A 26,715-nucleotide genomic window follows, 5' to 3' on the forward strand; every position below is an offset into this window, starting at 1 on the left:
GCCATCTGTTTTTTCGTAGACGTTACCTAAAGCCTCTATAGCTTCAAAATCATTTTTCCGGTGTTCTTGCCTTCAAATAGCATGTTCAAGCCTTTCTCTGCATTTTCAAGGCCTTCAATGGTGTGGGCGCGGTATTTAATTTTGCCTTGTTGAACATAAGGGGAAAGCTTTTGTAAAAGCTGCGGAATTTCGCCCCAGTGGTCGGGCATGGCGAAGCCGCGAATATTGATACGCTTTTTAATAAGCGGTATCCAGTTCGGGCCGGGAGACGGATTTTCAGACTGGTAATCAGCAATCATGCCGCAAACAACAATACGACCGTGAGCGTTCATTCGGTTAAAAATGTGTTGCTGAATGGGACCGCCTGTGTTTTCAAAGAATACGTCGATTTTGTCAGGCGTTAGCTCGGCCAGTTTTTCTTCTAAGTTATCGCTTTTGTAGTTAATTGCGCCGTCGAACCCTAACTCATTCACAATCCAATCGGCTTTATCGTCATTACCCACCACACCAATTACGCGCAGGCCATCTGCTTTGGCAAGCTGACCAACAATGGAACCGACAGAGCCAGCTGCTCCCGTTACAATGAGGGTTTCGCCTTCCTTTGGCTCACCAAAGTTATAAAGCCCCGTTGTGGCAGTTAAGCCGGGCAGTGCAAAAACGCAAAGGGCCATTTCTTCAGAAATGCCAGGCTGAAGTTTGTTAAAACCAGAGCCGTCACTAAGTACATACTCACTCCAGCCGGTCATGCCCATGACCTTATCGCCGACAGAAAAGTTTGAGTTCTTAGACTCGACAACTTCACCCACACCGCTTGATCGCATCACCTCGCCAAGCTCTACTGGAGGAATGTAGCTTTCTCTGTCTTCACTCATCCAGCCAAGCATCGCAGGGTCTAATGACATATGCGTTTGCTTTATCAAAATTTGACCGTCTTGCGGTGTAGGAATATCCAACTCTTTGGTCTCAAATAGGTGTGGGCCTATTTTTCTATCGTGTGGACGTTCAACCAGTGTAATGGCCTTGTAAGTTGACATTGTATCCTCCAGTAACTAGTAAGGTGATTACTTCGTGAAAATGATGCATAGGCGTAAGCCGAGCAACATGCTGTTCTTAGAAAAGGGTGGGGCTTTTCGCGATAAACGCAATAACTACACCACGATATTTATAAATTTGAGTGAAATACTTTAGTAGTTCCAATAGTTGTTAGTGATAGATAATTAAAGGTTAATTAACAGTATGGTGATCTCTCGTTAACTTTATTGTTTCAAACTTGTTTATAAATGCGTCGATATTGCGCCTATAATTGTAAAAAATGCGATAAAAGTGCGTAAATGGCGTTTACTTGCATTGAACAAAAGTACTCATATCCGTAGAATGCGCGGGCAATTTCCCCTATTACTATGAGTATTTTATGAAGCAACAGTTTTCTTTACGTGCCTCAGTTTGCTTAGCGCTTGCTACTTTAGCCTCTTCTTCTGTGCTGGCAGCCGGATTCCAAGTTAATGAACACAGTGCAAATGGCTTAGGCCGAGCTATGGCTGGCCAAGCCGCTAAGCCAGAGAATGCCTCTATTCTGGCAACAAACCCAGCTGCAATTGGTGTATTTAAAGAAGCTGAATTCAGCGCATCTGTCAGCTTTATCGACCCTAACGTAGATGTTGATGGCAACGTAAGCTTTGCATTAGGTGACAGACCCTTAGGGCAACTACCAGCAGCAGAAGACAACATTGCTGATACCGCCTTTGTTCCTGGCTTTTTCTATGTATCACCTATTAATGACGAAGTGTCTGCGGGTGTAGGTATGTTCACTACTTACGGGCTTCGTTCAGATTATGCCGATGACTTTGGTGCGCTTCACTTCGCTGATACAGCGGAAGTTAAAACTGTAACGCTAAACCCTGCTGTGTCTTACAAAGTAAATAAGCAGCTTATGGTAGGTTTTGGATTAAACATTACGTATGCAGAAGCTGAAATTGGTTCTGGTGTGTCAAACACGTTAGCGGGTACCGTAGCTGCTTTAGCACCTATGGCGCAGCAAATAGGCGTTACCTTACCGGCGCTTACGCCTGGTAATTCACTTTTCAGCATGGAAGGTGACGACATAGGCTTCGGCTGGAACGTAGGTGTTTTCTGGCAACCTACCGATATAACAAGCATTGCGCTTTCACATCGCGCAGAGACCAAACTAGAGCTTGAAGGAGCGGTATCTTCACAGACACCAGTATTCCCAATTAACCTAAATCAGCCAGGTAGCCTAGATTTGAACCTTGCGGCTATCACAGAGTTCGCTATTGATCAGAAAATTAATGATCAGTGGTCGGTACAAGCAAGCGCAACGTTTACCGATTGGAGCACCTTCCAGAAGCTTGAAGCAAACCTTGATGATGGCGTTGATTTTCTTATCAAAGAAGAGAACTTTGACGACTCGTGGCGTGGAGCGCTTGGTGTAACTTATATCCTGAACGACGAAATTACGCTTCGAGCAGGCTATGCGTACGACGATGGTGTGGTATCTGTTGAGAACCGTTCACTGAGTATCCCTGATACAGATCGTCACTGGTTTTCAGGCGGTATGACATACTCAGTAAGTGAAGATACTTCTATTGATGTGGCGTACGTTTTCATCGACGGCCGTGAAGCAAACATCAATAAAGATAGAACCATTTTACGTGATGTTGTACCAGGTACTGATTTTACTACTAACTTTACCGGTACTCAGTCTGCTACAGCGCACATTTTAAGTGTTCAAATGAATACGCGTTTCTAATTAAAAAGAAACAGGCGCATTGAAAAAGGCAGCGTTTTACGCTGCCTTTTTTGTTTCAGATACCGATGGGAAGAAGCGAATTCTATTTTACTTAAAGATTGGTAGGCGCTTTTAAGTCGTGTCTTTACATCATACTTACGGTGAGGGTTGTCGCAGAAAATATAGTGGTTAAGCGCAAGGAATAAGTAAATGCTGATGAGTCGGGAAGATGCCCTACTTTTCGATATTTAACAGTCAATTAGAAGTTTCTGTACTTCCATTATCACTTCAAAGTGATAGTTTAATGTTTGACCTAAAGTGCAGACGAGAAACAAACATGAAACCCTTTACCTTAATGATCATAGTATTGCTTGCCACATCGAGCGTAGTTGGTTGTGCTTCAACAAGTACGACTGACCAACCAGCCTATGGCCCCGCCTCGTTTACACAACCTGCTTTTACTGCAATCACAGTGGCGTATGCGCCAGAAATGGAAGGAATTTTAAATCGAATAGAACAAGACCCTAACGCGTCAATTCATTCCACCACACAGATCAAAGGGGTTACTTATCGCTTAGGTAGCTATCACGATGAACCAATTCTGGTGTTTGCTACGGGAATGAGCATTGCCAATGCCGCCATGACAATGCAGATGGCCTTAGACTACTTTCCGGTTAAGCAAGTCGTTTACATGGGAATCGCAGGAGCGGTAAACCCTAAGTGGCAGCCTGGCGATGTGATTGTGCCGGCTCGTTGGTATTACCATGATGAGAGTGTTTACACTAATGAAGATGTAAACTCACCGGGTGAATATATTCTTCCTGAGTACTACGCTACCTTTCTCGAAGAGCAAGACGAACGGCGCGCCAAAGACCCACACACGCCTAACTACAAACCGTTTCATTTTATCCACCCCGATGAAGTGCTTATTGTGAAAGAGGGTATGGACAAACCACAAGACACTGCTTATTTCAGTGCAACACCACGGCTGTTAACGGCGGCAAAACAGGCGATAGCAACCATGCCAACTCAAAGAGTGTTAGATGAACGCGATGCCAAACTGCATGTGGGTGGTAACGGGGTAACGGGCTCTGTATTTATGGACAATCGCGAATACCGTAAGTGGACACGAGACGTATTTAGCGCGGAAGTCACGGAAATGGAGTCGGCTGCCATTGGTCAAGTGTGCACAATTAACGACATTGACTGGGTGATTGTTCGTGCTATCAGCGACCTTGCCGGTGGGCAAGAAGGCGTAAACGTTGAAAACATGTACGACAAAGAAGTATCAAGAATAGGCGCTAATGTATTGTTTTCGGTTCTAGATACCCTGTCAGAGTAATAGGCGCTACAAAAAGATTAATGCGTTAACGTCTACGGTTGCTAAAGGCAAAAAACGCGCTGTTAAAACCAACAAGAAAGAGGGCAGATGAGCGGTTGAAAGAAGCGCGCATTTGTCCTCTTTTCTGATACATTCAATTGCTGTTACAGCGGCCTAGTATGAGGCTGGCTACCTAATAGTGCGAACCATGTTGATGGTGTTAGTGGCCAGTTTTACTTCAACCAAGAAAACTATTAGCGCGCTGATAAGAAACATCATTGCCAATATAAACAACACGATGACGGGCGTTTTTAAGTCGACCACCCACAGTGACCCAGAGAATAAAGCAACAATAACCGTACACACCATTAAGCCCGCAGCCACGCATAGCCCAATGGCCCAGTTAATAACCTTAACCCTGCGCCACAGCACTTTTATTTCTTTCTTTGAGCGGTCGACAATGTGAGGGTCTGACAAGGTATGAATTTGTCGTTCAGCCACCCTAACTCTATCTGAAATGCGCCCTAATCGAGACGACATCACGTTAAGAAAGCCCGCAATACCTGTAAGCAAAAACACAGGTGCAACGGCAAATTCAATAAGTTGTGAAAGGCTAGGAATAAGTGTGTCCAACGGTTCCTCCAGCAAAGGTGGCAATTGAAACGCTAATTGCGGCGTATCAAGACATAGTTTTAAAAACTACAAAAAGCAAAGGCTATACCAAGTAAAAATCAAGGTGTTACCCAACGAACAGCTAAAAACTGCATTAACGACAAGTTTAGCGGTTTTTAACCCCTTTTTTCTAGAATAGCGTTACACTAGCGCCAAGCACTAAAAAAATCTCGCTTCTTCATAAGGATAGGTAATGCATTCACCCTCTTTGTTTTCTTTGTCACTTATTACAGCTTCGCTACTCTCGTCTGTGGCCTTAGCTCAGGAGATAAATGAAATAGAGAGAGTCGAAACCACATCTTCCCGTATAACAGGTCAGATGAATGCGTCTGGCTATGCGGTGTCGTCTATTACGGAAGAAACGCTTTCAATGCTGTCGTTTCAGCATATTCAAGAGTCGTTAAACTACATTGCTGGAGCCGGAGTACAGCGAGGTAACGGGCAGGAGTATTTGCCTGCTCTACGCTCGCCAGTGTTAACTGGGGCTGGCGCCTGCGGCGGTATTTTGGCAGCGGAAGATGGTATACCACTTCGCGCTGCAGGTTTTTGTAATATCAATGAACTGTTTGAGGCCCATGGTGAAGTAGCACAGCGAATAGATGTAATTAAAGGGCCAGCATCGGCACTTTATGGCTCTAACGCTATTCACGGTGTCATTAATGTGATTACCCCTGACACTACGCAGCAACAAGGCCAGCTTAGCTTAGACTATGGCTCGTATGGTTTTCATAGGATTAAACTTCTGGAAGGGAAAGATTTTGGCGACAGCGGAGTAGGTATTGCGGCAAGCGTTACCAGAGACACGGGTTACCGAACGGATGAAGGTGTCGATCAGGAAAAAGTATCGCTGCGTCACAGACTAGAGTGGAATAACACTGTTATCACTAGCGGTATGACTTACACGAATCTCGATCAAGAAACGGCTGGGTACATTGAAGGGTTTGAGAGTTACAAAAATACCGAAATAGCGAAAAGTAACCCCAACCCTGAAGCGTTTCGCAAGGCTGAAAGCTTACGACTATGGAGTAAGTTCGACACTCGTTTTGACGGTGGTCACGCATTGTCAATAACGCCTTATGTTCGCAATCAAGATATGCGTTTTCGCATGCATTTTTTGCCCGGCAAGCCGCTAGAGGAAAACGGTCAAGAAGGGTTTGGTGTGTTGTCTCAATTTAACTATGTGGTTACCGACAATTTTACTATCGACCTAGGCATAGATGCAGAATACACCGAAGGTGAGCTTGTTCAGTCTCAAGAGGGGGCAACACAAGGCTCTGCGTTTTTAGTTGAGACTATTCCTGCGGGCAAGCATTACGATTATGACGTCGATGCTACGTTGCTAGCGCCGTTTTTTACCTTCAACTGGCAACATGAAAAATGGGACATTTCATTGGGTGGGCGTTTTGAGTCAATGCAATACGACTACACAAATAATATGAATGTAGGCCGAGTCAGAGAGGATGGCACCGAGTGTGGTTTTGGTGGCTGTCGTTACTCTCGCCCTGCTAATAGTGAAGACGATTTTAACAACTTCAGCCCTAAGCTGTCGTTGCGTTACGCCCTTAACGCTCAAGTTCAGCTGTTTGGTGGTATAGCTCGCGGTTATCGCGCGCCGCAGGCCACAGAGCTCTATCGATTACAGCGCTCTCAAGCGGTAACCGACTTAGACGCAGTGACGGCTGATAACGTCGAATTCGGTATTACTGGCGCATCGCAGCAAGGCACCTATACGCTTTCCATTTATAGCCTTGAAAAAGACAATGTGATTTATCGCAATAGCGACTTTTTCAATGTAAGTAACGGTGAGACGTGGCACCGAGGCGTTGAGCTTTCATTCAATCAGCAATTAAATGAAACCCTTCGAGTAGACTTTGCGGGAACGTACGCAAGGCACACCTACGAGCATAGCCAAATTTCTGGTGAACAAGATATTAAAGGCAACGATATCGATACCGCACCAAAGTTACAATTTAACACGCGTGTAAGCTATGACATCTCATCGTCGTTACAAGCGCAAGTAGAGTGGCAGCATGTTGCAAGCTATTTTACCGACGCGGAAAACCTTAACAAATATGAAGGTCACGATCTTTTGCATGCGCGTGTGCGTTACAGCGTAAATGACGACATTACGCTTTACGCGCGTATTAACAATTTACTAGATGCCCAGTACGCGGAACGCGCTGACTTCACCAGCTTTACTGGTCCGCGTTATTTCCCCGGGCGTCCTAGGAATTTCATGGTAAGTGCATCATTTACCCTGTAGAAAACAGTAAATGAAAAAATAAACACGTATTACCCTCAAATATTCAGACTATTACAGCGAATAGCTTGTGTGATATCAGCTTCAGGCGTAGTCTGTGAGGGTAAGCATGGGTTTCAGTCATACCCCGTATAGCGCTTCTTAGTGGTTGCATAGGCGATATACGTGGAATGATTGTTAATAGGTATACCCATGCAAAAAATAGTAATTGTTGGTGGCGGTGCTGGTGGTCTTGAATTAGCCAGTCGCTTAAGCCGCACCCTCGGGAGAAAGCAACAAGCCGAAATAACCCTTGTCGACCGCAGTCGAACCCATATCTGGAAGCCATTACTTCACGAAGTGGCAGCCGGCGTTATCGATAAACATTCAGACGGTGTGGACTACGCTATTCACGCTGCGGCTCATCACTATCGCTTTCAACTAGGCGAAATGTGCTCGCTTAATGCACAAGAGCAAACCATCACCCTATCGCCACTCATTGACGAAGATGGTACGCAGGTGTTGCCTGAACGCGAAATACACTACGATCAGCTGGTGTTAGCAATAGGCAGCGTCAGCAATGATTTTGGCACGCCAGGCGTTGCTGAAAATTGTTACTTTCTTGACTCGTTAAAACAAGCCGAGCGATTTCACCGCGCTCTACTTAATCAGCTTATCCGTATTAATCAGCAGGAAGACAAAAACGCCAGAATTGATGTGGCAATAGTAGGCGCTGGTGCCACTGGCACCGAACTAGCCGCGCAGCTGCATCACGTTGCAAACTTATCTAAAGCCTACGGCATGCCAGATATGTCGGCGTCGCGCTTAAAAATTACCATTGTTGAAGCGGGCGATCGTATCTTACCTGCTTTACCTGAACGCATAGCGAACTCTGCGCGCAAAGCGCTGCATAAGCTGGGCGTAGACATTAAAGAGCAAACCATGGTGGCGAAAGCCGATGAAAAAGGGCTGATCACTAAAGATGGTAGCCGCATAGATGCTGACTTGATGGTGTGGGCAGCTGGCGTAAAAGCACCTGACTTTATTACAAAGTTAGACTTGTTTGAGACAAACCGCGCCAATCAAATTCTTGTTGATAAGCAACTTCGAAGCTCAACACACAAAAATATATGGGTGCTAGGCGATTGCTGTGGATTCCAGCAGGAAAACGGTAAGTGGGTGCCACCTAGGGCGCAGTCGGCGCATCAAATGGCAGATATTGTTGCGCACAACATAACCTCGGTATTTACTCAAAAAGGCACGAAAGACTTTACCTACAAAGACTATGGTTCGCTTGTTCACTTAAGTAACTACAGTACCGTGGGCAGTTTGATGGGGTCGCTTTCTAACAGCAGCATGTTTATAGAAGGCCGTTTGGCTAAACTGGTTTACGTATCGTTATACAACATGCATCAGTTTGCGGTACATGGAAAAATAAAAGGTACGCTAAAGCTTTTAGTTAAAAAGTTAAGTAACGCCATTAGCCCCAAACTCAAGCTTCATTAGATTTTCCTATAAAAAAGCCCCGAATACGGGGCTTTTTTAATAGCTAACGCGGAATTACATTGGCATTACTGCTTCACGCCTTCAACATGTAGCTCTAATTCTACGGTTTGTGACGCCGGACCTAAGTCGTAGTCAATGCCATAGTCTTTGAGTGCGATGGTAGTCGTGCCCATAAAGCCTGCGCGATAGCCGCCCCATGGATCTTTACCTTCACCAATTTTTTTCGCTTCGATAGTGATAGGCTTGGTTACCCCGTGCAATGTAAAGTCACCCATAACATCCATCATGCCGTTGCCTTTATCGACAATTTTGGTGCTTACGAACTTAGCTTCTGGGTAGTCGTCTACATTCAAAAAGTCATCGCTTTTTAGGTGTTTATCGCGCTCTGCATGGTTTGAATCTATACTATCTGTATCAATAGTAACCATGATTTTTGCCGCACTGGGTGCGCCATCATCGTAACTAAACGTACCGTTAAAATCGTTAAAGCGACCCGTCAGCCAAGAATAACCTAAATGCTGAATTTTAAAGTTGATAGATGCATGTGCGCCTTTGCTATCAATCACATAATCAGCGGCTTGAGCGGTGCTTAAAGACAGCGCGGCTGCCAAGGCAAGTGTTAACTTCTTCATAATGTCTCCTTTTTCCTAATATCAACGAAGCCTTAACATCTGCTTCAGTGTGTCGTCTTTACTTAAAAAGTGGTGTTTTAACGCGGCCAGTGCATGAACAACTGCTAAAATAATCACTGACCACGCTACGTAAAAATGAATATCGCCTGCTATGTCTTCCTGATTTTCAAATAGCTCACCTACAGCAGGTACGGAAAACCAAGAAAATACGTCAATAGCTCTGCCATCTGCGGTAGAAATTAAATAACCACTGATGAAAAGCGTGAACATCAAAACATACAGTGAAGCATGCCCTAGTCGACTCAATGTTTTTTCGGTGGCAGTGCCATGAGAAGGAGGGCGCGACGTTACAGCACGCATTACTAATCGAAACGCGGTAAGTGCGAGTAAAAGTAAACCTACGCTTTTATGCCAGTGAGGAGCGGTTTTGTACCAGTCACTATAATAAGTGAGGTCAACCATCCACAAGCCCGATGCGAACATACCAATAATGGTAACTGCACTGAGCCAATGAATAATTACAATAAGTCGCGGCCATCTAGGTTTCATATCACGTCCATTACCTTTTAATTGTGATTAGTGTATTTCCAATTATGCCGATTAAACATTGCATTTATTAAGATCCTTTGTTCTTTTTTATAGAACGGTGACTCTGAAGCACTCGACATGCAAAAGGTGAACGGCAAGCAAATCGTAGTCTTGACGGCGATTTAAGCGCAAAGTGTTTGATTGTTTAAATTAAACGCGCCAAAGGCTCTAATAGTTTATATTCAACGTAACAAAGTCATTGGTGTTTTCGCGAAGCGATTTTTGTGGCGCTGCCTTAGCTAATTGCGCGCTAAATTATTCGGGTGATTTCATGCGTTAAGCCGTCCTAAGCCTCAAAGAAATATTCGCATTAAAGTACTCGAAGCAACTTGGTATGCATTTCGCAAAGCCTCATAACATCTACGTAACATTATGCGAAGAATTGAGGCGACACTATGAATAGATCTCTATTTCCTACCAGCGTTGTAACAAAAGCATTTACTTGGGCTTACCAAGAACTTGGGTTAAATATCAAGCAAGCGTCTGAAATATTGGGTATTTCTCCGTCTTCACTGGCTCAGACCACATTGTTAGGGTTTGAAAGTGGTACGGCAGAGTATAGAAAACAACTTGCTTTCATTCGTATGTATCATTTACTCATCTCATTGTCAGATGGGGACACTGAGCAAATGAATGCGTGGTTCAGCAGCTACAATATTACCCTTGAGATGTCGCCATTCGAAATGTGTAAAGAGCAAGATGGTATAGAGCGGGTTGCCGATCAACTTCGTAAACTGAAACAGTCTTCGTTGGGTCGAAAAGGCACGCTAGCAACGCTAGAATTTCCTTATAAAGAACAAGTCGAAAAGGCTGATACTATTTTTCACTAAGTATCTCTATATAACCAGAATACCTAGATTTTTGCGTCTACTGACAATAGAAAACTGGCACACGCCTCAACTTGGGTAACGGGGATCATATGGCCCGCGCTGGGTATGATTTCATGCGTTACTGTTTCAATCGCATCGGTAAGCGCCGATATGTGTTCGCTTGGTTTTAAAATAGTATCTCTTTCGCCATATAAAACGCCTACTGGACAGCGAATTTCATTATATCTGGGCTGTTGTTTGTATAAGCTTCGTTGTGCCGATACGGTATCTCGGCTTCCTTCATAGAAACTGCGTGAGTGTAGCGCTAAAAGCCCACCTCCTTCTGTAGAGAATGAACTAGGTACGGGTTCTGGGTAAAAGATTTGTCCAACCTGCTTTTTACCGAGCTTTGCCCTTAATGGGCTTGCGATGGTTTTAGCTACACTTTTGCGCACAAATTCATTGGGAATATAAAGTACTGATAGCGGACCTGCTCCCTCTTTAAGGGGCGTGGTAAGCGGGCAAAATAGAGAAACTGACTTTATCTTATCAGGGGCATCTAATGCCATTCTTAACGCGATTCCACCTCCCATCGAATGGCCTGCAATGCTGGCTTCTTTTATGCCTTCTATATTCATCCAAGCTAAAATCATTTTACTCTGCGCTTCAAAGCTGGCCGACGTGCCCTTATAGCGACTTGAAAAACCGCTACCTGGGCGGTCAATAGCGTAAACGGTATAATGATTTGCTAGCGTTTTAGCTAATTCACTAAAATTGTTACTATTGCCAAGTAAACCGTGAATGAGCACAAGCGGTGGCCCGCTTCCTTGCTTTTGCCAGTGAATAATTCCCCCTTCCACGGGAGTAAGCTGGCCTTTTGGCGTAAATGCGGTTTCGATACTGCTGTCCATTTTTGCAGTAATCCAAATAAGCGCGACGATAATACAAATAACCAGAAATAAGACGACGAACATATTGTGCTTCCAATGCAAGGTTGAAATTTAACCTATCGGCTAACGATAAGACCGTCAAGTAAGCATTTTTTATAGTGTTATATTGGCGCAAGATAAATAACGGGCAAAGCAAGCGTGGGTTTGCTACGCAGTACTAGGAATGCAAATGGAATTAAAAATAACCCCTTCTCTTTCCATAGATGACGCTGAAGCTGATCTTCAGGCTATTCGTGCGCAAGGCAGTGGTGGACAAAATGTTAATAAGGTGAGTAGTGCGATACATCTGCGATTTGATATTGGCGCATCATCGTTACCTGAAAAGCTGAAAGAAAAACTACTGCAAACAAAAGACAACCGAGTGACAAATGAGGGGGTCTTTGTGCTAAAGGCTCAGAGTTACCGCACACAAGAACAAAATAGGGAAGACGCTCTAGCGCGACTTGTCGAGTGGATTAAAGCGGCAACAATTGAGCAAAAACCTCGCAGAGAAACTAAAGTGAGCCGAGCGGTGAAAGCGCGACGAGGTGACGTAAAAAAACAACAGAGCGCTAAGAAAACTATGCGTAAGAAAGTGGAATTTTAACTAAAAGTAATCTAAAGTATTAGCCCTATTAGATGTCATTTCGCAAGACAACGGAAAATTCCTAAAATAATAAATGAATGTGTCTTGTGCTTGTGCTAATTATTGGAACTTAGGGAAGCATACAAAGTGACTCGTTCGAACGTTATTCCTATGGTGCTATTCGCAGCCATAGTGGTTTCGCTTGGGATTAACACACCGCAAGCCGCAAATGAGATTATTGCTCGTTTGTTCAACAAATCAATATCAAATACAGAATTGCAGCCAACACAGGCCGATGTCGATCGCTTTCAGTCTATTTTAACTGACAAGTCAGAAAAAGAAGTCCGTGCTATTTTGACGCAACGTGCTCTTGGTAACAAAATTACAGAATCGGTACTGTCAGACTTTGCAAGCAAAAACGCGATTGAGCCTAGTGAAGGTGAAATTCAATCTGCGTATTCAGTCATTAAGCTGTGGACTGTCGACTTAGATAGTGACGGAGCATTTCAAGGGCCTGAGCTTGAACGTTATCGTCTTGCAATGGCTGAGGGAATGGCTAAGAGTTGGAAAGTTTCTAAGGCATTATACGAAGAATACGGTGGTGACGTAGTCTTTCAACAAGACAATCCGCTGACGCCTGTTGGAGCATATCAAAAGCTGTTTGAGCAATATCGTGAACAGGGTGAGTTTGTTATTTACGACCCGGTTTTCAAAGCGGCATTTTGGAGCTCAGTTAAAATGAAATACGCCAAAACTCGTGATGCGGAAAATATAGACTTTTCGCTTCCTTGGTGGGAAAAGAGCATGACTGCTTCAGAATAATAACTAAAAGCCCTGTTTTTACAGGGCTTTTTTAATGACATTGAAAAACTTCCTTCGTTGGTATGTTCAGCTGTAAACGACCGCTGCGCTAGCTAAAAAAATGATTACAGCTTTTTGCGAAAACTGTTGCGAATGAACGACACGTGGCCATCCCGCGCGTCTGGCGCCGCGGTTATCCCTTACAAACACGCCCCTCAATCCCCCCAACAAACACTATAAATACTATCAGAAAGGTGCTCTTCACTATGCTTTCTTGACGTTGTAAATGGCGTAGATAGGAAATTGCAAAGAATGGCACAAATTGTGCGACTTACTCACTGACTATTGTCTCTACCTCATATTTTAAAGGCGAATAGCTAGAAAAAATTTCAGAATAGATAGTAAGAAACCGTGAACTTAATGTTTATAAAGATTAGAAGCAGTGCCGAAGACGTGCTGACTTATGAGGCGTTATTGTGATCTCAACTGACGAAAAATTTTCAGCATTTTTAGATGGTGAGCAAGAGATAACTGAGATGGATGAAGTTCATAAAGCGATAGGGAATGATGTGGTTATATCAGACCGTATAGTGGCCCTTGTAGTAAGTTTAACTGTGCTAGCTGCGTTAGTTTTCATTAATCAACAAGGTGATAAAACCACTCAGCCTTCGCACTGGGCTAGCGTGTCTTCTGTACTTGACCGTAATTTAGCAGGCGCAGCAACCACCTTAAACTCAGGGGTTACAGTAACTCCTCAACTATCTTTCTTCGACTCAAGGCTGCATTACTGCAGACAGGCTGAAGTAACATCGAAAGATGAACTAAATGTAATGATCGCTTGTAAAGATAAACAGGGCGCATGGCAGCTCACGGCAAGTAAACTGAACAAACGAAGTGAGGTTTCTGGACAAACTGCTGCGGCTGTAAGCACAAACCTAATGGAAGATGAGTTAGACAGAATGATGGCTTTTGCGCCATTGAACCGAGAGCAAGAGAAAAAAGCAATTGAAGCAACTTGGCTAGCTGAAAGGCCAAAGGAGTAGATGATGAAAACTAAAATTATGTTAGTACTTGCGGTTGTAGTAATGGCAGGCTGTGCAAGCCAGCCAGATTATAGGCAGGCTCAAAAAGGTGGCTTTGGATATACAGAGAGTAAGCTAAGTGAAACGCAGTTTCGCGTGCATTTTAAAGCAAAGGGGTCTGACAAAAGCAAAGCAATGGACTATGCCATGTTGCGTGCAGCTGAACTCACGTTACTTGAAGGGTACGACTGGTTTGTTGTAACCGACAGGGAAACCTTAGTAGATAAAGAAACCGTGCAAACCACGCCTACCGCCGGGTTCAGTCAGCGTTATGCACGCGTGACCGAATGTGGTGTGCTTACCTGCCGTACGTCATATCACCCCACTACTCAATTTGAAACGGGCGTGTTTATTGGTGGCGCTCAGCAAAGCGAAATTGAAAGCATACTCAGCATTGAATTAGGCAAGGGTACACGACCTACATCGGCGACTAGCTTTGATGCACGAGAGGTACGCGATAACTTGAAACCAGAGGCAGACGAATAGGTCTTTGGGATTTCGTGGTTCGGCTAGACGATAAAACATTGGGAAGTCGAACCTGAAAATGAAAGAAGGCCGCAGACAACACGCTGCGGCCTTTTTTGATAACTAAAGTGTTAACGAATAGCACATCGTTAATACCCCAGAAGTACGTAGAGACTACCTATCAATACTAATTGGAGGCACGACCGTTAGTTGAAATAACTGTCTACTTCTTTTTCGGCTTCATCACGGCTTTTGCCGTAAGCCTGTTGAATTTTACCTACTAATTCTTCACGACGACCATCAATTACATCTAAATCGTCATCGGTAAGCTTGCCCCACTTTTGCTGCACCTTACCTTTCATTTCTTTCCAATTACCTTCAATACGATCACTGTTCATTACTTGCTCTCCTTAACTTATCAGTTGGTGGAAAAACTGGTCAGAGTTCTATGACCAGTTGACTTAACCGCAGCAATTCATATTCCAATGTGTAGGTTTATGAAAATTATGGATTTTATTTAAACTCTATAAAATGCAATAGGCGGTTTATCTGCAGGAATTACAAGTCATTGCAAACACTACAAAGTGTCTACACTGGAAAGAAGCGGATTGAAGCTTAGTTTTTTGCGCTCGAGTTTTCTCACTCATTGAACAAAATTTGGTGACAAGCTCAAAATAAAGCGGCAAGAGATGCGCACCGTTCATTGTGAGCACAGAAAAATAAGAAAGCGTTAAAAGGTAACGAACAGGCGGTAAAGAAAAAGAGGTAAAAGAAAAGGGGCGTAAAGCCCCTTAAAAAAACACAACATAACTTGGAAAACACATTTACACACCGCAAAGACGCACACTCAACGTCTTTACGTATAAATTAAGATAGTCTAATTCCAAAAAGGTTCCGCTTGTTTAAAAATAAAAGGTAAATAATTAAATACTTTTCAAACGAGCGGGGAAGATAAGTGCTGCGCTACCGCTAAGCAACTAAACATCATGCTTTACTTTGCGCAATGTTATGTAAGTGACGCACGTAGTCGCAGCTATTAACACCGATGCAACGGCGAACGGTAGCGCAATGTCTGCTTGATAAATAAAGGCTGCGAGAGGCGGGCCTATAACATAGCCCATGGCGGTTGTGGCAGTGATTAGCCCTGTAATTGTGGCTTGTTGAGATGGCGTACAATAAGTAGTAGCCGCTGCCGCTAAGGATGGGTAAGCCATGCCCATACCAAGCCCCATCAATATCATTGCCCCATAAAGAACAACCAACGTATGTTGCAGAAAGAGTAGTAAATACGCCACCCCTAAAAGTGGGAGGGCTATTGTGATCATGGTTTCTTTGCTTACGCGACCCTTTTGCACCCAGCCAAATTGTGCGGTGAGCGACGCTGCGGCGCTCACCATCATGGCAAATCCAACCTGCCGAGCAGCCTCAACTGGCGAGTACTGGTAAAAATCAATGAAAAAGAAACCCAGCGATTGCTGCATCATTGCCATTGCGCAAAAAACACTAATGCAGGCGGCAACGAAAACGTATGGCACTTTTGTGGTTGCGATTGGTTTCTCGTTTCCACTAGCTTTTTGCGTCGATTGTTGTTCTGCTAATGGTGGTAAAACGGGTAGCTTAAAGAACACCAATGCTAGTGCCAGTAAAGTGAGCAGTACAATGCTATACAAGGGAGCTAGTAAACCGAAGCCTACTAATAGCCCTGCGTAAGCTGGACCTATTATCTGCCCAACATTGCTGGCGGAAGTCACCTTACTAATGGCGCTAACTCTACTTTGGGGCGTGCTTATGGCTACCGCGTAACCCACGGCGGAAGGAGGCGTTGCAGACATAATGGTTGACTGTAAGCTACGGCTTATCAGCAATGCTAAAAATAAGTTGGTACCGCTAATAATGCCAGAAAACCCTGCCATCCACGCGCTTGCAAAAGCAAACGTGCCTAGGCTATAGCCAGTTAGCCCCACCATTAAAATGCGTTTAAACCCAGCGCGCTTTGCCACCTTACTCCACACATTGGTGCCGAACGCGAAGATAAGCGCAGAACTCGACATTATAGTGGCAATATGAAACTCAGAAAGGTTAGCTTCGCGCCCCATTGAGGGAAGTGTGATGAGCATTACGCTCTGGCCTACTGATGTAGCGAGTAATGCACAAAAAAGAACCCTAAAGACAATAGTAGACGCAGAAGGCGGTAGCACGCAGTTAGCCTTTTCAGTGGAAGGTAAAAACATGAAGAATGTTAACATAAAAGCAGATAAAAAAATGCCCGCCAAAGGCGGGCTAAAATCAGAGGTATGTAAAGGCCGGGAGGGGCCTTTGAGGGGAGAGGGTAGTCGTCGGATGACAACTCACTAATAACATCGACGACATTACCAGTGTCCTCACAATGGCTTCGCTGAAGCAACACACACATACATTCAACGAATCCAAATTGGGTCAACAGTCCCTTGCTGCACGAGACATCACTGTCAGTGCTTGCGATGTAGGTACTCAGAGCTTGTTTGCAATCCTTATGAAACAAGAGCCTTGCGTCCTGCGAGTTTAATTGGGTTATCTTTTACCTAACCTCATCATCGACCAGCAATTTAACGATTCTTCTACAGTCATCCATTAGTAACAATACTGATACTTCCATATCTCCTTGGCGACACACTCCATAAACTTCCAATGTTGTCACCTTCGGTGTTGTTTACTACGTAACTCGGCCTCTCCGTCGCTAAAGCTGTCCTAGCTACAAGTTACGTTCTGTATCTAATCGTTAGTCTAATGTATGCGTGATCTGTGCCAAACCTAAAAAGCAATTTATTTAAAGTATAAGTTATTGTTTTTATTGTTTTATGTGTCGTTTTTGTCTCTCTTGATGTTCTCTGTGTAAAACCAGACTGCTATTGGTATGTAGTTTTTTCTCGGTAGTGTGTAGCGTTTTACAAACACTTTTCCCGTTCTTGCGTCACTCATCGAAATAGGGTTGATCTTTTCTAAAAATATATTAGATTATTTATATATTAGTATTATCTAATTTAAAATCGTTCATCATGATTGGTTCAAGTTGACCGGCACAAAGCTGTTGAGCCTCGTTTTTTGAGATTACAGTCAGGATTAACAGGCACAGCCGGTTTTAGGCGCGATCAAGACATGCATCGTTATCGCCAAATCACAGGTTTCCAAGGCTGAATAAGCAGGAGTTCATGGTTATGTTCACGACAGTTATTGAAAAGTTACTGTTTTTATCTACTCACAAAGGCAGGTGGGTTTACACCGCTTTACTATTGGTTGTTGCCTTTGGCGCCTATCAAATGCGCTTAATTACGATAGATACCGACCCGGAAAACATGTTGGAGTCTCATCATCCTGCCCGCGTCTTTCATAACAAGGTAAAGCATACGTTCGCAATGCATGACGCCATTGTCGTTGGGGTTGTTGCATCAGCGCGTGCACCGCAAGCTACGGTAGAAGATTCTTTTGCGGAAAACATCGAAGAAAAAGGAGCGAGAAACTCACGAAAAGGGATATATACGCCTGAAAACTTGCGTGCAATCGATAGCGTTACTCAGCATATCCTGAAAACAGAGGGTGTTATTGCCCAAGACGTTATGTCGTTTTCAACCGTGGACAACATTACTCAGGGCGACAACGGCGAGCTGAAGTTTTCTTGGATGATGCCACAAGCTCCATCTTCTCAGAAAGAAGCGGATAACATTGCTAAAGCCATTGCGCGCCTGCCAATGTTGCAGGGAAGCCTAGCGTCTTCTTCAAAAAATGCTGCGGCAATCTATGTGCCTATTAAAGATAAAAGCGAGAGTTTTCGTATTGCTGAAGGCATTCGGGCATTTATTGGCGCAAATACAACGAGCGATGCACTGCAGTGGCATATAACCGGGCTGCCGGTCGCTGAAGATCAATTCGGCGTTGAGATGTTTATTCAAATGGCTATTTCAGCGCCCGCGGCAGGATTGATGATCTTCATTCTGCTATTTGTATTTTTCCGTAACTTTACGCTTATTATTGCCCCTATGGTGGTGGCAATGGCAACGGTTATTATCACCATGGGGGCGCTAATCGGTCTAGGGTTCACCGTGCACATTATGTCATCCATGATTGCCATATTTCTGATGCCAATTGCCGTAGTCGACTCGGTGCACATTCTGTCTGAGTTTTCAGATCGCTACAAACCAGGTCAGAAGGCCGATGACGTGATCACCACGGTGGTCGAACACCTATTTCAACCCATGTTGTTTACGTCACTTACCTCGGCAGCTGGGTTCTATTCACTCATGCTTACGCCTATTCCACCCGTGCAGATTTTTGGAGCTTTCATTGGTTCGGGCATTTTGTTGGCATTCGTTGTTACGCTTACCTTTATTCCTGCCTACATATCCAGAATGTCGCCTGAAGCACTCGCTAAATTGCAGGTGGCGCTCCATACCGATACTCACTCTGAGTCAGTTAAAACGTCGCACTTACAGCGCGTTGTATATGGTATTCGCACCGTCGCTCTTAGTTACAAGGGAGCGCTGCTTGCTGGTTTCACGCTCATTTCAGCAGTATCGGTGTGGGGCATATTTCAAATACAAATTAACGACAACCCAGTGCGGTGGTTTAAACAAACCCATGAAATTCGCTTAGCCGACAAAGCGCTGAATAGCGAGTTTGCTGGCACGTACAACGCCTACATTGTTATTGAAAACACCCGCAAGCTAAAAAGCGCAAGCGCATTGCTAAACGCAGCAGAGCTGCCAGATTCATTGGGAGAGTGGCGAATATCAACCCTTGGTGCGCTTAAAGAAGAAACGGAGGGTAACGGTTACGAGAGCCTAGCTTTTGCCATTGATGACGCACTATTTAGCGATATAGATGAGAACGCGTCTAATGCCTTACGTCGCTTGCAATCGCAAATTGATGATGTGAAAAGCGCAAGCAAGACGTTTCAGCAGCCCGAAAAAGTTGCAATGCTTTCAGATTTGCAAGCCTATTTGAGCACTCAAGCGCTGGTAGGTAAATCTCAATCATTGAGCGACATAGTTAAAGTAGTGAACCGAGAACTGCATTCGGGCAACGATAGCGACTACCAATTACCTAATACGCAGCCCGCGATAGCCCAAACGCTTCTGCAATATCAGTCTTCTCATAGACCGCAAGACCTGTGGCATTTCGTTACGCCAGATTATCGTAAAACGCTTGTGTGGCTGCAGCTATCTAGTGGTGACAACCAAGATATGACAAAAGTTATTGAATTGGTTGATCGCTACTTTGCGCAGCACCCATTGCCTGATGGTCTTACTTATCGTTGGGCGGGCAAGGCGTACCTGAATGTGGTGTGGCAGGACAACATGGTGGCAGGCATGTTAGACAGTTTACTTAGCGCCTTCATTATTGTATTTGTGATGATGGTGTTACTACTGCGCTCGCTGGTCTTTGGCGTACTAGCCATGCTGCCACTAACCATAACGATAACGTTTATCTATGGCGCTATTGGTATTATAGGCAAAGATTACGATATGCCAATTGCCGTGCTATCAGCCCTTACACTAGGTTTGTCGGTAGACTTTGCTATTCACTTCTTGGCAAGAGCCAAAGAAATTTACAAGCAAACTGGCGATGTGAATAAAACACTACACGCCATGTTTGAAGAGCCTGCTAGCGCTATTACTCGCAACGCGTTGGTTATTGCGCTGGGCTTTACGCCACTGCTGCTGGCACCACTTGTGCCCTACATCACCGTGGGTATTTTTCTCGCAAGTATCATGTTCATTTCAGCTCTAGTCACGCTGCTGGTGCTACCAGCTGCTATGACGTTGCTTAAACGTTGGGTTTTCAAGGAGGCCTAAAATGCGTATTTCCATGTTGTTAAGGTTAAGACTTAGTCGACTATCCCTGCCGACACTTCGCCACTACTTTACTGGAGCTCTCGCCTTCACACTGCTATCAGCCAAGGTTTTTGCTCAAACGCCTGAAGTTCAAAGTAATGAAGCCGTCATTAATGATGTAAGCGTTATTGATATTGTCAAAAAAGCCGAGCATGCGGCGTATTACGCGGGCGATGACGGGCGCTCAATGGCAAGAATGCTGATTGTAGATGAGCAAGGCCGAAAACAGATGCGTCAGTTTACTATTTTGCGCAAAGATGTGGTGAGTGAAACAGGTGAAGACACGGGCGATCAGCGAATGCTAGTGTTTTTTAGCCGTCCGACGGAAGTTGAGGGCACAGTATTTCGAGTAGAAAAGCACGCGTCACTTAATTCAGATGATGACAGATGGTTATATTTGCCAGCCTTAGATTTGGTAAAGCGAATAGCAGCGGGCGATAAGCGTACATCGTTTGTTGGCTCTCATTTTTTCTATGAAGATGTTTCAGGGCGCGCAACGGCGCAAGATAATTTCGAATTTATAGAGCAAACCAATACGCATTACCGTTTAAAAGCAACCCCAAAAGATACCGCGCTGGTCGAGTTCAGTCATTACGTGGTGGAAATAGATAAGGCTAACTTTTTACCCACCACCATTAACTTTTACAAAGGCGATAACAACTATCGTCGCGTTGAAGCCGTTTCTATTGAAGTCATTCAAGGTAACCCTACCGTTGTAAGAAGTAAGGTAACCGACCTAGCATCAGGCGGCTATACCCTCATGGAGTTTAGAGGAATTGAATATGACATAGGTCTGCCAGATAGCATCTTCAGTGAGCGTAGTCTGCGCGTGCCACCAGAGCGCTATGTCAAATGAGGCTCGTTCAAATGAAGCGCTTTCAAATGGGATTAACTCAAATGGAGCTTACTCAAATAGTGCTATTCCAGAGAACACATTCGCAGTTAAGGAGTTTTCAAAAGTGCGCGTGAATGCCCTGCTACTTTCAACTGCTTGGATAGTACAACGAAGAGAAACGCCGAATATAACGATGTTATTTTCGAGACTGAGAGCTGCGCTAGTTCTTTTGGCATTTGTTTCTTTTATTACCGCGGCTCAGGAAGCGAACGACTGGAGCAGCGATTCAAATGACGACTGGGAAGATGCGTGGACTGATGATTGGGATACAGAGAATAAAGAAAAGCTGCGTGTTAGCGGTTTCGCAGAGCTTGCAGTAGGTAACCGCTTTTCTCGTGACATGGCATCAGCACATGGTCGCCAACCTTTAAACAACAGTACGTTACGCGACGCGCGTGTGCAGTTGCGCGCAGACTACGCATTAAAGAGTTCATCTATTTCGGGCAAGGCTGATGTTTGGTACAACGGCGTAACGTCAACATGGGAAACACAGCTTCGCGAGCTGGCATGGCAAGGTAGCTTAAGCAGCGTTTTGCCTAACGCATTGCTGAATAAAAATGACTGGGCGAATGCGTTTGATATCAAAGTTGGTAGGCAAGTGCTAACGTGGGGAACCGGTGACTATCTGTTTTTAAACGACCTTTTCCCCAAGGATTATCAGTCTTTTTTTGCAGGAAGAGACGACGAATACTTAAAAGCGCCGAGCACCGCGTTGAAGGTGTCGGGCTACACTGATTTTGCCAATGTGGACATGGTGATAACCCCTGAATTTGAGCCTGACATTGGTATCACAGGCGAGGTGTTTTCATTTTACAGCCCACAACTGGATAAGAATGTTGCACCCGCGTTTTCTGTCGCTAGTGAAAATCGCCCGCGAGGCCGCGAGCTGGCGTTACGGGTTTATAAATCGGTAAAGGGTGTGGAAGTTGCAGGCTACGGTTACGCTGGTTACACCAGGCAACCTACGGCAACAGACTCATTAGGAAGACCACGCTACAGTAAAATGAATGCCTACGGGGCAAGTCTTCTTGCGCCTGTCGGGCCGGGCATTGCAAACGCTGAATATGTTTTTTATAACAGCTTAGAAGACAAATACGGCGCTAACGGGCAAATAGCGAATGATCAAAGCCGTTTTCTTCTTGGCTACAGTCAAGAGCTGGCAGCAAACCTGACAGGCGGTATTCAGTGGTATACCGAGTATTTACATAACGCTGGTGGCCTCGATAGAGCGCTTTCCTCTTCTGAGCGCGTTCAAGAAAAATACCGCCACTGGATAACAACCCGTTTAACATGGATGGCCCTTCGTCAAACCTTAACCTTAAACACCTTTTTATTTTATTCGCCAAGCGATGATGACGGATACCTTAAAGCCACAGTGGCTTATTCTCCAACCGATAAATGGCAGGTACGAGCCGGATTAAACCTGTTTGCAGGAGAGCAAAACCACACGTTTTGGGGGCAATTTGAAGATGCCAGCAATGCGTTTGTCGCTTACCGCTTTTACTACTAATTTTTCAATCAAGAAGGTTTACACAATGTCGCAAGAAAAAGCATTAACCGCCTTTGCAGGTTTAATGGTGTTATTGTCTGTTCTACTAACCCACTTTGTTCACACCCATTTCATTTGGTTAACCGTGTTCATTGGCGCAAATCTATTTCAACAGAGTTTCACGGGCTTTTGCCCCGCCACTCTTTTCTTTAAGCATGTACTTGGACTGAAAAGCGAGCGTGACTTGGCGTTAACTAACGGCCCTTCAAATGATCATTTATAGAAAGCCTATTTGTGTTCAAAAGACGCTAAAACAACACATAGCGAAGTTAAACCTTTATTACATATTGCGCGTGTGTGATATGTTATAACGTGATTGTGTCATACTTTACTCAGGTTGTTTTTGTGAAACTAACATCTATGTTCTATAGCGCTAAACGCATTTTTATTGCTGTTTTCATGGTTTTAATGGCCACGATTAACGTTGCGTCAGCCACTGATTATGAAGAAATTGATTGGGTAGCGTTGATGCCCGAAGATGATTTAAGTGCGCTGTTGAATAGACCTGAATTTTTGAATGATATCGCCGATGGTTCTGCTGCAGATTCAGTTGATAGTTTCGCTTCGAAGCAGCTAGAGGACGAGCAAGCGCAGCGGTATCAGCAAGCCTTAGTTTCAACGCGTGTTATAGAGGCGTTTGACGGGAAAGCGATTCGCATTCCAGGGTTTATTGTTCCACTAGAGCAAAACGACGAGCAGGAAGCCACGGCGTTTTTTGTGGTTCCGTATTTTGGTGCGTGTTTGCATATGCCCCCACCGCCGCCCAATCAAATCTTGTACGTAGAGTACAAAGAGGGCATTGCTGTCGAGAACTTGTACGACCCCTATTGGTTTGAAGGTACGGTAAAAATTGATAACCACGAAAGCGCATTAGGTACGTCAGCTTACTCATTAGTGCTAGATAGCTTTGCGCTTTACGAGGAGTGAAAACGATGAAAAAGGCATTAATAGCGGCAACCAGTTTATTGAGCCTAGTCAGCTTTAATGGTGCTGCATGTGACCTTCACGCAGGTATGGGTAATATGCAGTTCGGCTTTCAGCACCCTATGATGCAGCAGCATCTAGCGGCAGCGAAAGAACCGCTTATTTCACTTAATATAGATAGAAAGCGCGAAGTAGCTACGAATGAAGAAGCTGCTGTGCCGCTGCGTTTTACTATTCCGGCAAACTATAAAGAAGTGAGTGTAGATGTAATTGCCAGTAGCGGCGTTACGTTACTTTCTGCAGAGCGTTTTACGCTTAAGTCAGCAAAAGGTGAGCAAGCCATAAGCTTTCAAGCATTAGAAGAGGGCAAACACGAGCTTGTGCTGAAGGTTTATGCGCTGAAAAAGAATGTGCCAGTGACTTACACACGCAAAATAAAAATTCTAGCCAGTTAACCCTTCACTCCGCGTTATTAATGTAACCTTTCTGCTGGCACAACCCAAACTGTTGAAAATGCGTAGTCATGCAAACTGGGTAATGGGAAGTTGAACGAAGGAAAAAGCTAGGAGCGAACGTGAAGCGTACTGCAATTGTATTATTTGTTTTTATTACACTAGGCGTTTTAGTTGGCTTGGGGCTAACGGATAAGCTTGAAAGCTTAGTTAACTCGTTTCAATTCAATGATACGGCAATTTACGAAGACAGCTCGCGCATTAGTGAAGAACACCAATACTTGCCTCTTTCCTGGGATGCATTGTTACCCGATGCTGAAAAAGCGCTGTTGGGGAAAACTCAAGCTGCACAAAGCGCCCAACAGAACCTTCCGCTTCATGAGCAAGTATTTCAGTCGATTCAACGTACATTTGACGATGAATATCAGCAGGCGCTTGTGTCGGTAAATACCGTGGATACGTTTAACGGTGAATACGTGACAATTAGTGGGTTTATTGTCCCCATAGAGGCTAACGTAAAGCGCGAAATAACGTCGTTTTTTATTGTGCCTTACTTTGGCGCATGTATTCATTATCCGCCACCTCCGCCCAATCAAATTGTCTTTGTTGCGCTAAATAATACACAGGAACAAGGTGGAATTAGTGGAATTGATATTCAGCAGGCTTATACTTTCTCAGGCAAGTTTTCTACGGGGCTGTTCGAAGACCCTCAAGGCACATCGGCGTATTTGCTTGATGTTGTAACAATAAAACCGTATTCAGCTTCTCAGGAAGGGCTATCTGAAAATGACGCTTTTCATATTGAAAGCGCCATTCGGTAATACTTAATGCAGCTTTTTTACTACCAAGACCCATACATGGGATTTGGCAGAATGAAAATCTCGGTGCCAAGGCGAGGCATGAGTTCGTCAACATTAGCCGACTCTTGCGTTACGCCGCCAACATCTTCAATGTTGTCGCCAATTTGCATGATGATAGTATGAGGCGTGGCCCATGAGGATGTCGAGTTTTCTTGCACATTCGAACAAGTAATCTTGCCTTCAGTGAGCTGCATTCTGCGCAAATCTTTGTCGTTGACTATACCTTTTTGACCAACAGCCTTTTTATCTTCGGCGCTACGGCCAACAACACAGGTATTGTTGGTGGTAAGTGGAAGGCCTTGCGCTAAAAGGTTTTGCCACGTGTGACTGTCAAGTTGCTTATTGCGGTTTGTGATGAGCGCCACTCTACCGTTTCGCGCGACAACTTCATCAATAAACGCTGCCACGCCAGGCACCAAGGTGGCCTCTTCGCGCTTCACCCACGCAGCCCAGCTTTCAGAAGAATAGCCTAATCCCTGACTTTCACGTTCTTTTTGATAGTTACTGTTGTCTAATACCGTCTCGTCTACGTCCATCACTATAACGTCGCCGCTTGCAAAGCTATCAGGAAGCGCTTCTGTGGCTTGCTGGTAGACGAAACGAGAAAGAACGGGGTACTCTTTGCTGCTGGTTTGGTAAATTACTGCGTTTGAAAGCGAATATGTACGCTCACCAGTAAGCGAGGTAGAAAGCGTTGAAGAGCAAGCTGCAGTGACAGTTACCGCTGCTCCAAGGCAAACTATTTTGCTGTTATCGAAAAGTTCTTTTAGAGATAACAATGTTATTTTCCTTTTTAGTCTTTTTTCCTGCTTGCTTTAAACGCGTAGAACGCTATCGATTTACCGAGCCTGAAATTTCAGCAATTGCGTCATGTGCATGCAGACTTTCTTGATGTTCTACTTTTACACGAAAATACGTCGCTTGATAATACGTACTTAACGCGGCATGTAGTCGCCTTACCGAATCTTCTACGAACATTAAGTTTTCGGCGTTGCGCTTAGCGAATGCTTGCTCATCTTCGCGCTTAACAGCAGTTTGCAGCGGCGTGCCTAATGCATTTTCAACCAAATCGATAATGCCGATGAAGTCGGGAATACCGTTGTTTGCCAATGTTAATGTTATATCGGCAAAAGAGCGTTGAGCATGAGCGGTTGCAATGCTTGCCTGCTTAGAGGCAAGCCAATCGCCAATATCGTCAACGGCTAACGATTTGCCTTCAAATTCCTGCACAAATGCTTCAGACAAGGCCTTGCGCGACAGCGATGCCGAACAAGGGCAGGTACTAGAGTAGGGCACCCTTAACTTAAGTGTCGCTTTATACTCGTCACTTGTGCGCGTAATCAAAAGTGACGCTGGATACTCTTGATACCCTGACATTTGGCTGATAAGGGCAGGGCGCGACACAGTCAGGTTAAAGTGTAAGTTGAGCTGAGCGGTGTAACTTAACCCATCTTGCGACTCAATAAGCGCGCCCATTAGTGATGCCAGCGCTGATTTATGTAAATCTTGATTGCTTAAGTATCGCTGTAACAAGTTATACAGGCGAGACATGTGTATGCCTTTGGCGTTTGGGTGATCTAGGCTTACGGTAACATCGACTTTCGCTTGACTGGCTAAATGCTCTCCTCGCTTCCCTAAAACATGCAAAGGTATTGCGATGTTTTGCATGCCAACGCTGTCGATTGAAGGAAGTGATGAAGAAGATTGTTCTGTAGTTACATCTGGAAGCCCAGTGTCTTTTTGGTTGAAACTAGACAAAATAACCTCTGAACGAAAATTCAAGCGCGCCGCT

Annotated in this window: 25 protein-coding genes; 16 read left to right on the forward strand and 9 right to left on the reverse strand. The window is 44.5% G+C overall.

Annotation, left to right across the window (positions count from 1 at the left end; translation table 11 throughout):
- Positions 1–35: 35 nt before the first annotated feature.
- Positions 36–1,034, reverse strand: a complete 999-nt coding sequence (locus ACHUFN_RS10590; protein WP_394222347.1) for an NADP-dependent oxidoreductase — start codon at positions 1,032–1,034, stop codon at positions 36–38.
- A gap of 377 nt (positions 1,035–1,411) precedes the next feature.
- Here ACHUFN_RS10590 and ACHUFN_RS10595 point away from each other — a divergent pair, with 377 nt between their 5' ends.
- Positions 1,412–2,767: an OmpP1/FadL family transporter gene (locus ACHUFN_RS10595; protein ID WP_394222349.1), complete on the forward strand. Its 1,356-nt coding sequence runs from the start codon at positions 1,412–1,414 to the stop codon at positions 2,765–2,767.
- Positions 2,768–3,083: 316 nt separating this feature from the next.
- A complete protein-coding gene (locus ACHUFN_RS10600; RefSeq protein ID WP_394222350.1) occupies positions 3,084–4,088 on the forward strand; it encodes a 5'-methylthioadenosine/S-adenosylhomocysteine nucleosidase family protein in 1,005 nt (334 codons plus the stop codon).
- Between the two features lie 168 nt (positions 4,089–4,256).
- Here the strand turns inward: ACHUFN_RS10600 and ACHUFN_RS10605 are convergent, their stop codons facing one another.
- Entirely contained in the window at positions 4,257–4,700 is a 444-nt protein-coding gene (locus ACHUFN_RS10605) for a DUF2721 domain-containing protein (protein ID WP_374960524.1), read from the reverse strand.
- A gap of 232 nt (positions 4,701–4,932) precedes the next feature.
- Between ACHUFN_RS10605 and ACHUFN_RS10610 the strand changes: the two genes are divergently transcribed.
- Both ACHUFN_RS10610 and ACHUFN_RS10615 read left to right on the forward strand, forming a co-directional pair.
- Positions 4,933–7,002 carry a TonB-dependent receptor gene (locus ACHUFN_RS10610; RefSeq protein ID WP_394222351.1) on the forward strand — a complete coding sequence of 690 codons (2,070 nt, stop codon included), beginning with the start codon at positions 4,933–4,935 and terminating at the stop codon, positions 7,000–7,002.
- Positions 7,003–7,191: 189 nt separating this feature from the next.
- Complete coding sequence (locus tag ACHUFN_RS10615) at positions 7,192–8,484, forward strand: NAD(P)/FAD-dependent oxidoreductase (protein WP_394222352.1); 1,293 nt, start codon at positions 7,192–7,194, stop codon at positions 8,482–8,484.
- Positions 8,485–8,549: 65 nt separating this feature from the next.
- Here ACHUFN_RS10615 and ACHUFN_RS10620 read toward each other — a convergent pair whose 3' ends face one another.
- Entirely contained in the window at positions 8,550–9,116 is a 567-nt protein-coding gene (locus ACHUFN_RS10620) for a YceI family protein (protein WP_394222353.1), read from the reverse strand.
- Between the two features lie 21 nt (positions 9,117–9,137).
- Positions 9,138–9,665 (reverse strand): cytochrome b, encoded by a 528-nt coding sequence (locus ACHUFN_RS10625; RefSeq protein ID WP_394222354.1) that lies wholly within the window; start codon positions 9,663–9,665, stop codon positions 9,138–9,140.
- Positions 9,666–10,099: 434 nt separating this feature from the next.
- Between ACHUFN_RS10625 and ACHUFN_RS10630 the strand changes: the two genes are divergently transcribed.
- A complete protein-coding gene (locus ACHUFN_RS10630; RefSeq protein WP_394222355.1) occupies positions 10,100–10,534 on the forward strand; it encodes a hypothetical protein in 435 nt (144 codons plus the stop codon).
- A gap of 23 nt (positions 10,535–10,557) precedes the next feature.
- On the opposite strand, the gene ACHUFN_RS10635 is transcribed toward ACHUFN_RS10630, so the two are convergent.
- A complete protein-coding gene (locus ACHUFN_RS10635; protein WP_394222356.1) occupies positions 10,558–11,487 on the reverse strand; it encodes an alpha/beta fold hydrolase in 930 nt (309 codons plus the stop codon).
- A 145-nt stretch (positions 11,488–11,632) separates the two neighbouring features.
- Here ACHUFN_RS10635 and arfB point away from each other — a divergent pair, with 145 nt between their 5' ends.
- The 4 genes from arfB (at position 11,633) to ACHUFN_RS10655 (ending at position 14,397) form a co-directional block, all read left to right on the forward strand.
- The gene (gene arfB, locus ACHUFN_RS10640; RefSeq protein WP_394222357.1) at positions 11,633–12,049 is read left to right on the forward strand and encodes an alternative ribosome rescue aminoacyl-tRNA hydrolase ArfB; all 417 of its coding nucleotides are present in this window, start codon (positions 11,633–11,635) and stop codon (positions 12,047–12,049) included.
- A 126-nt stretch (positions 12,050–12,175) separates the two neighbouring features.
- Positions 12,176–12,850 carry a hypothetical protein gene (locus ACHUFN_RS10645; protein WP_394222358.1) on the forward strand — a complete coding sequence of 225 codons (675 nt, stop codon included), beginning with the start codon at positions 12,176–12,178 and terminating at the stop codon, positions 12,848–12,850.
- A gap of 455 nt (positions 12,851–13,305) precedes the next feature.
- A complete protein-coding gene (locus tag ACHUFN_RS10650; protein WP_394222359.1) occupies positions 13,306–13,872 on the forward strand; it encodes a hypothetical protein in 567 nt (188 codons plus the stop codon).
- Between the two features lie 3 nt (positions 13,873–13,875).
- On the forward strand, positions 13,876–14,397 hold the full coding sequence (locus tag ACHUFN_RS10655) for a CC0125/CC1285 family lipoprotein (RefSeq protein ID WP_394222488.1): 522 nt from the start codon (positions 13,876–13,878) through the stop codon (positions 14,395–14,397).
- Between the two features lie 185 nt (positions 14,398–14,582).
- On the opposite strand, the gene ACHUFN_RS10660 is transcribed toward ACHUFN_RS10655, so the two are convergent.
- Both ACHUFN_RS10660 and ACHUFN_RS10665 read right to left on the reverse strand, forming a co-directional pair.
- Entirely contained in the window at positions 14,583–14,774 is a 192-nt protein-coding gene (locus tag ACHUFN_RS10660; RefSeq protein ID WP_370244849.1) for a CsbD family protein, read from the reverse strand.
- Between the two features lie 579 nt (positions 14,775–15,353).
- Positions 15,354–16,574, reverse strand: coding sequence for an MFS transporter (locus ACHUFN_RS10665; protein ID WP_394222360.1), 1,221 nt, complete (start codon positions 16,572–16,574; stop codon positions 15,354–15,356).
- 996 nt (positions 16,575–17,570) lie between these two features.
- Between ACHUFN_RS10665 and ACHUFN_RS10670 the strand changes: the two genes are divergently transcribed.
- The 7 genes from ACHUFN_RS10670 (at position 17,571) to ACHUFN_RS10700 (ending at position 24,884) form a co-directional block, all read left to right on the forward strand.
- Positions 17,571–20,204, forward strand: coding sequence for an efflux RND transporter permease subunit (locus ACHUFN_RS10670; RefSeq protein WP_394222361.1), 2,634 nt, complete (start codon positions 17,571–17,573; stop codon positions 20,202–20,204).
- A 1-nt stretch (position 20,205) separates the two neighbouring features.
- Complete coding sequence (locus ACHUFN_RS10675) at positions 20,206–21,099, forward strand: outer membrane lipoprotein-sorting protein (RefSeq protein WP_394222362.1); 894 nt, start codon at positions 20,206–20,208, stop codon at positions 21,097–21,099.
- Positions 21,089–22,648: a hypothetical protein gene (locus ACHUFN_RS10680; protein WP_394222363.1), complete on the forward strand. Its 1,560-nt coding sequence runs from the start codon at positions 21,089–21,091 to the stop codon at positions 22,646–22,648. Before ACHUFN_RS10675 ends, ACHUFN_RS10680 begins: the two co-directional genes overlap by 11 nt.
- Positions 22,649–22,673: 25 nt before the next feature.
- Entirely contained in the window at positions 22,674–22,910 is a 237-nt protein-coding gene (locus ACHUFN_RS10685) for a YgaP family membrane protein (RefSeq protein ID WP_394222364.1), read from the forward strand.
- A 122-nt stretch (positions 22,911–23,032) separates the two neighbouring features.
- Positions 23,033–23,614 carry a DUF3299 domain-containing protein gene (locus ACHUFN_RS10690; RefSeq protein ID WP_394222365.1) on the forward strand — a complete coding sequence of 194 codons (582 nt, stop codon included), beginning with the start codon at positions 23,033–23,035 and terminating at the stop codon, positions 23,612–23,614.
- Positions 23,615–23,619: 5 nt separating this feature from the next.
- Complete coding sequence (locus ACHUFN_RS10695) at positions 23,620–24,066, forward strand: hypothetical protein (protein WP_394222366.1); 447 nt, start codon at positions 23,620–23,622, stop codon at positions 24,064–24,066.
- A gap of 119 nt (positions 24,067–24,185) precedes the next feature.
- Positions 24,186–24,884: a DUF3299 domain-containing protein gene (locus ACHUFN_RS10700; RefSeq protein WP_394222368.1), complete on the forward strand. Its 699-nt coding sequence runs from the start codon at positions 24,186–24,188 to the stop codon at positions 24,882–24,884.
- 20 nt (positions 24,885–24,904) lie between these two features.
- Here ACHUFN_RS10700 and ACHUFN_RS10705 read toward each other — a convergent pair whose 3' ends face one another.
- Complete coding sequence (locus ACHUFN_RS10705; protein ID WP_394222369.1) at positions 24,905–25,702, reverse strand: 5'-nucleotidase, lipoprotein e(P4) family; 798 nt, start codon at positions 25,700–25,702, stop codon at positions 24,905–24,907.
- A 52-nt stretch (positions 25,703–25,754) separates the two neighbouring features.
- Positions 25,755–26,705 carry a GTP cyclohydrolase FolE2 gene (gene folE2, locus ACHUFN_RS10710; protein WP_394222370.1) on the reverse strand — a complete coding sequence of 317 codons (951 nt, stop codon included), beginning with the start codon at positions 26,703–26,705 and terminating at the stop codon, positions 25,755–25,757.
- Positions 26,706–26,715: the final 10 nt, after the last annotated feature.

This window comes from Alteromonas gracilis (genome assembly GCF_043642145.1).
In the GTDB taxonomy this organism is placed as follows: domain Bacteria; phylum Pseudomonadota; class Gammaproteobacteria; order Enterobacterales; family Alteromonadaceae; genus Alteromonas; species Alteromonas gracilis_B.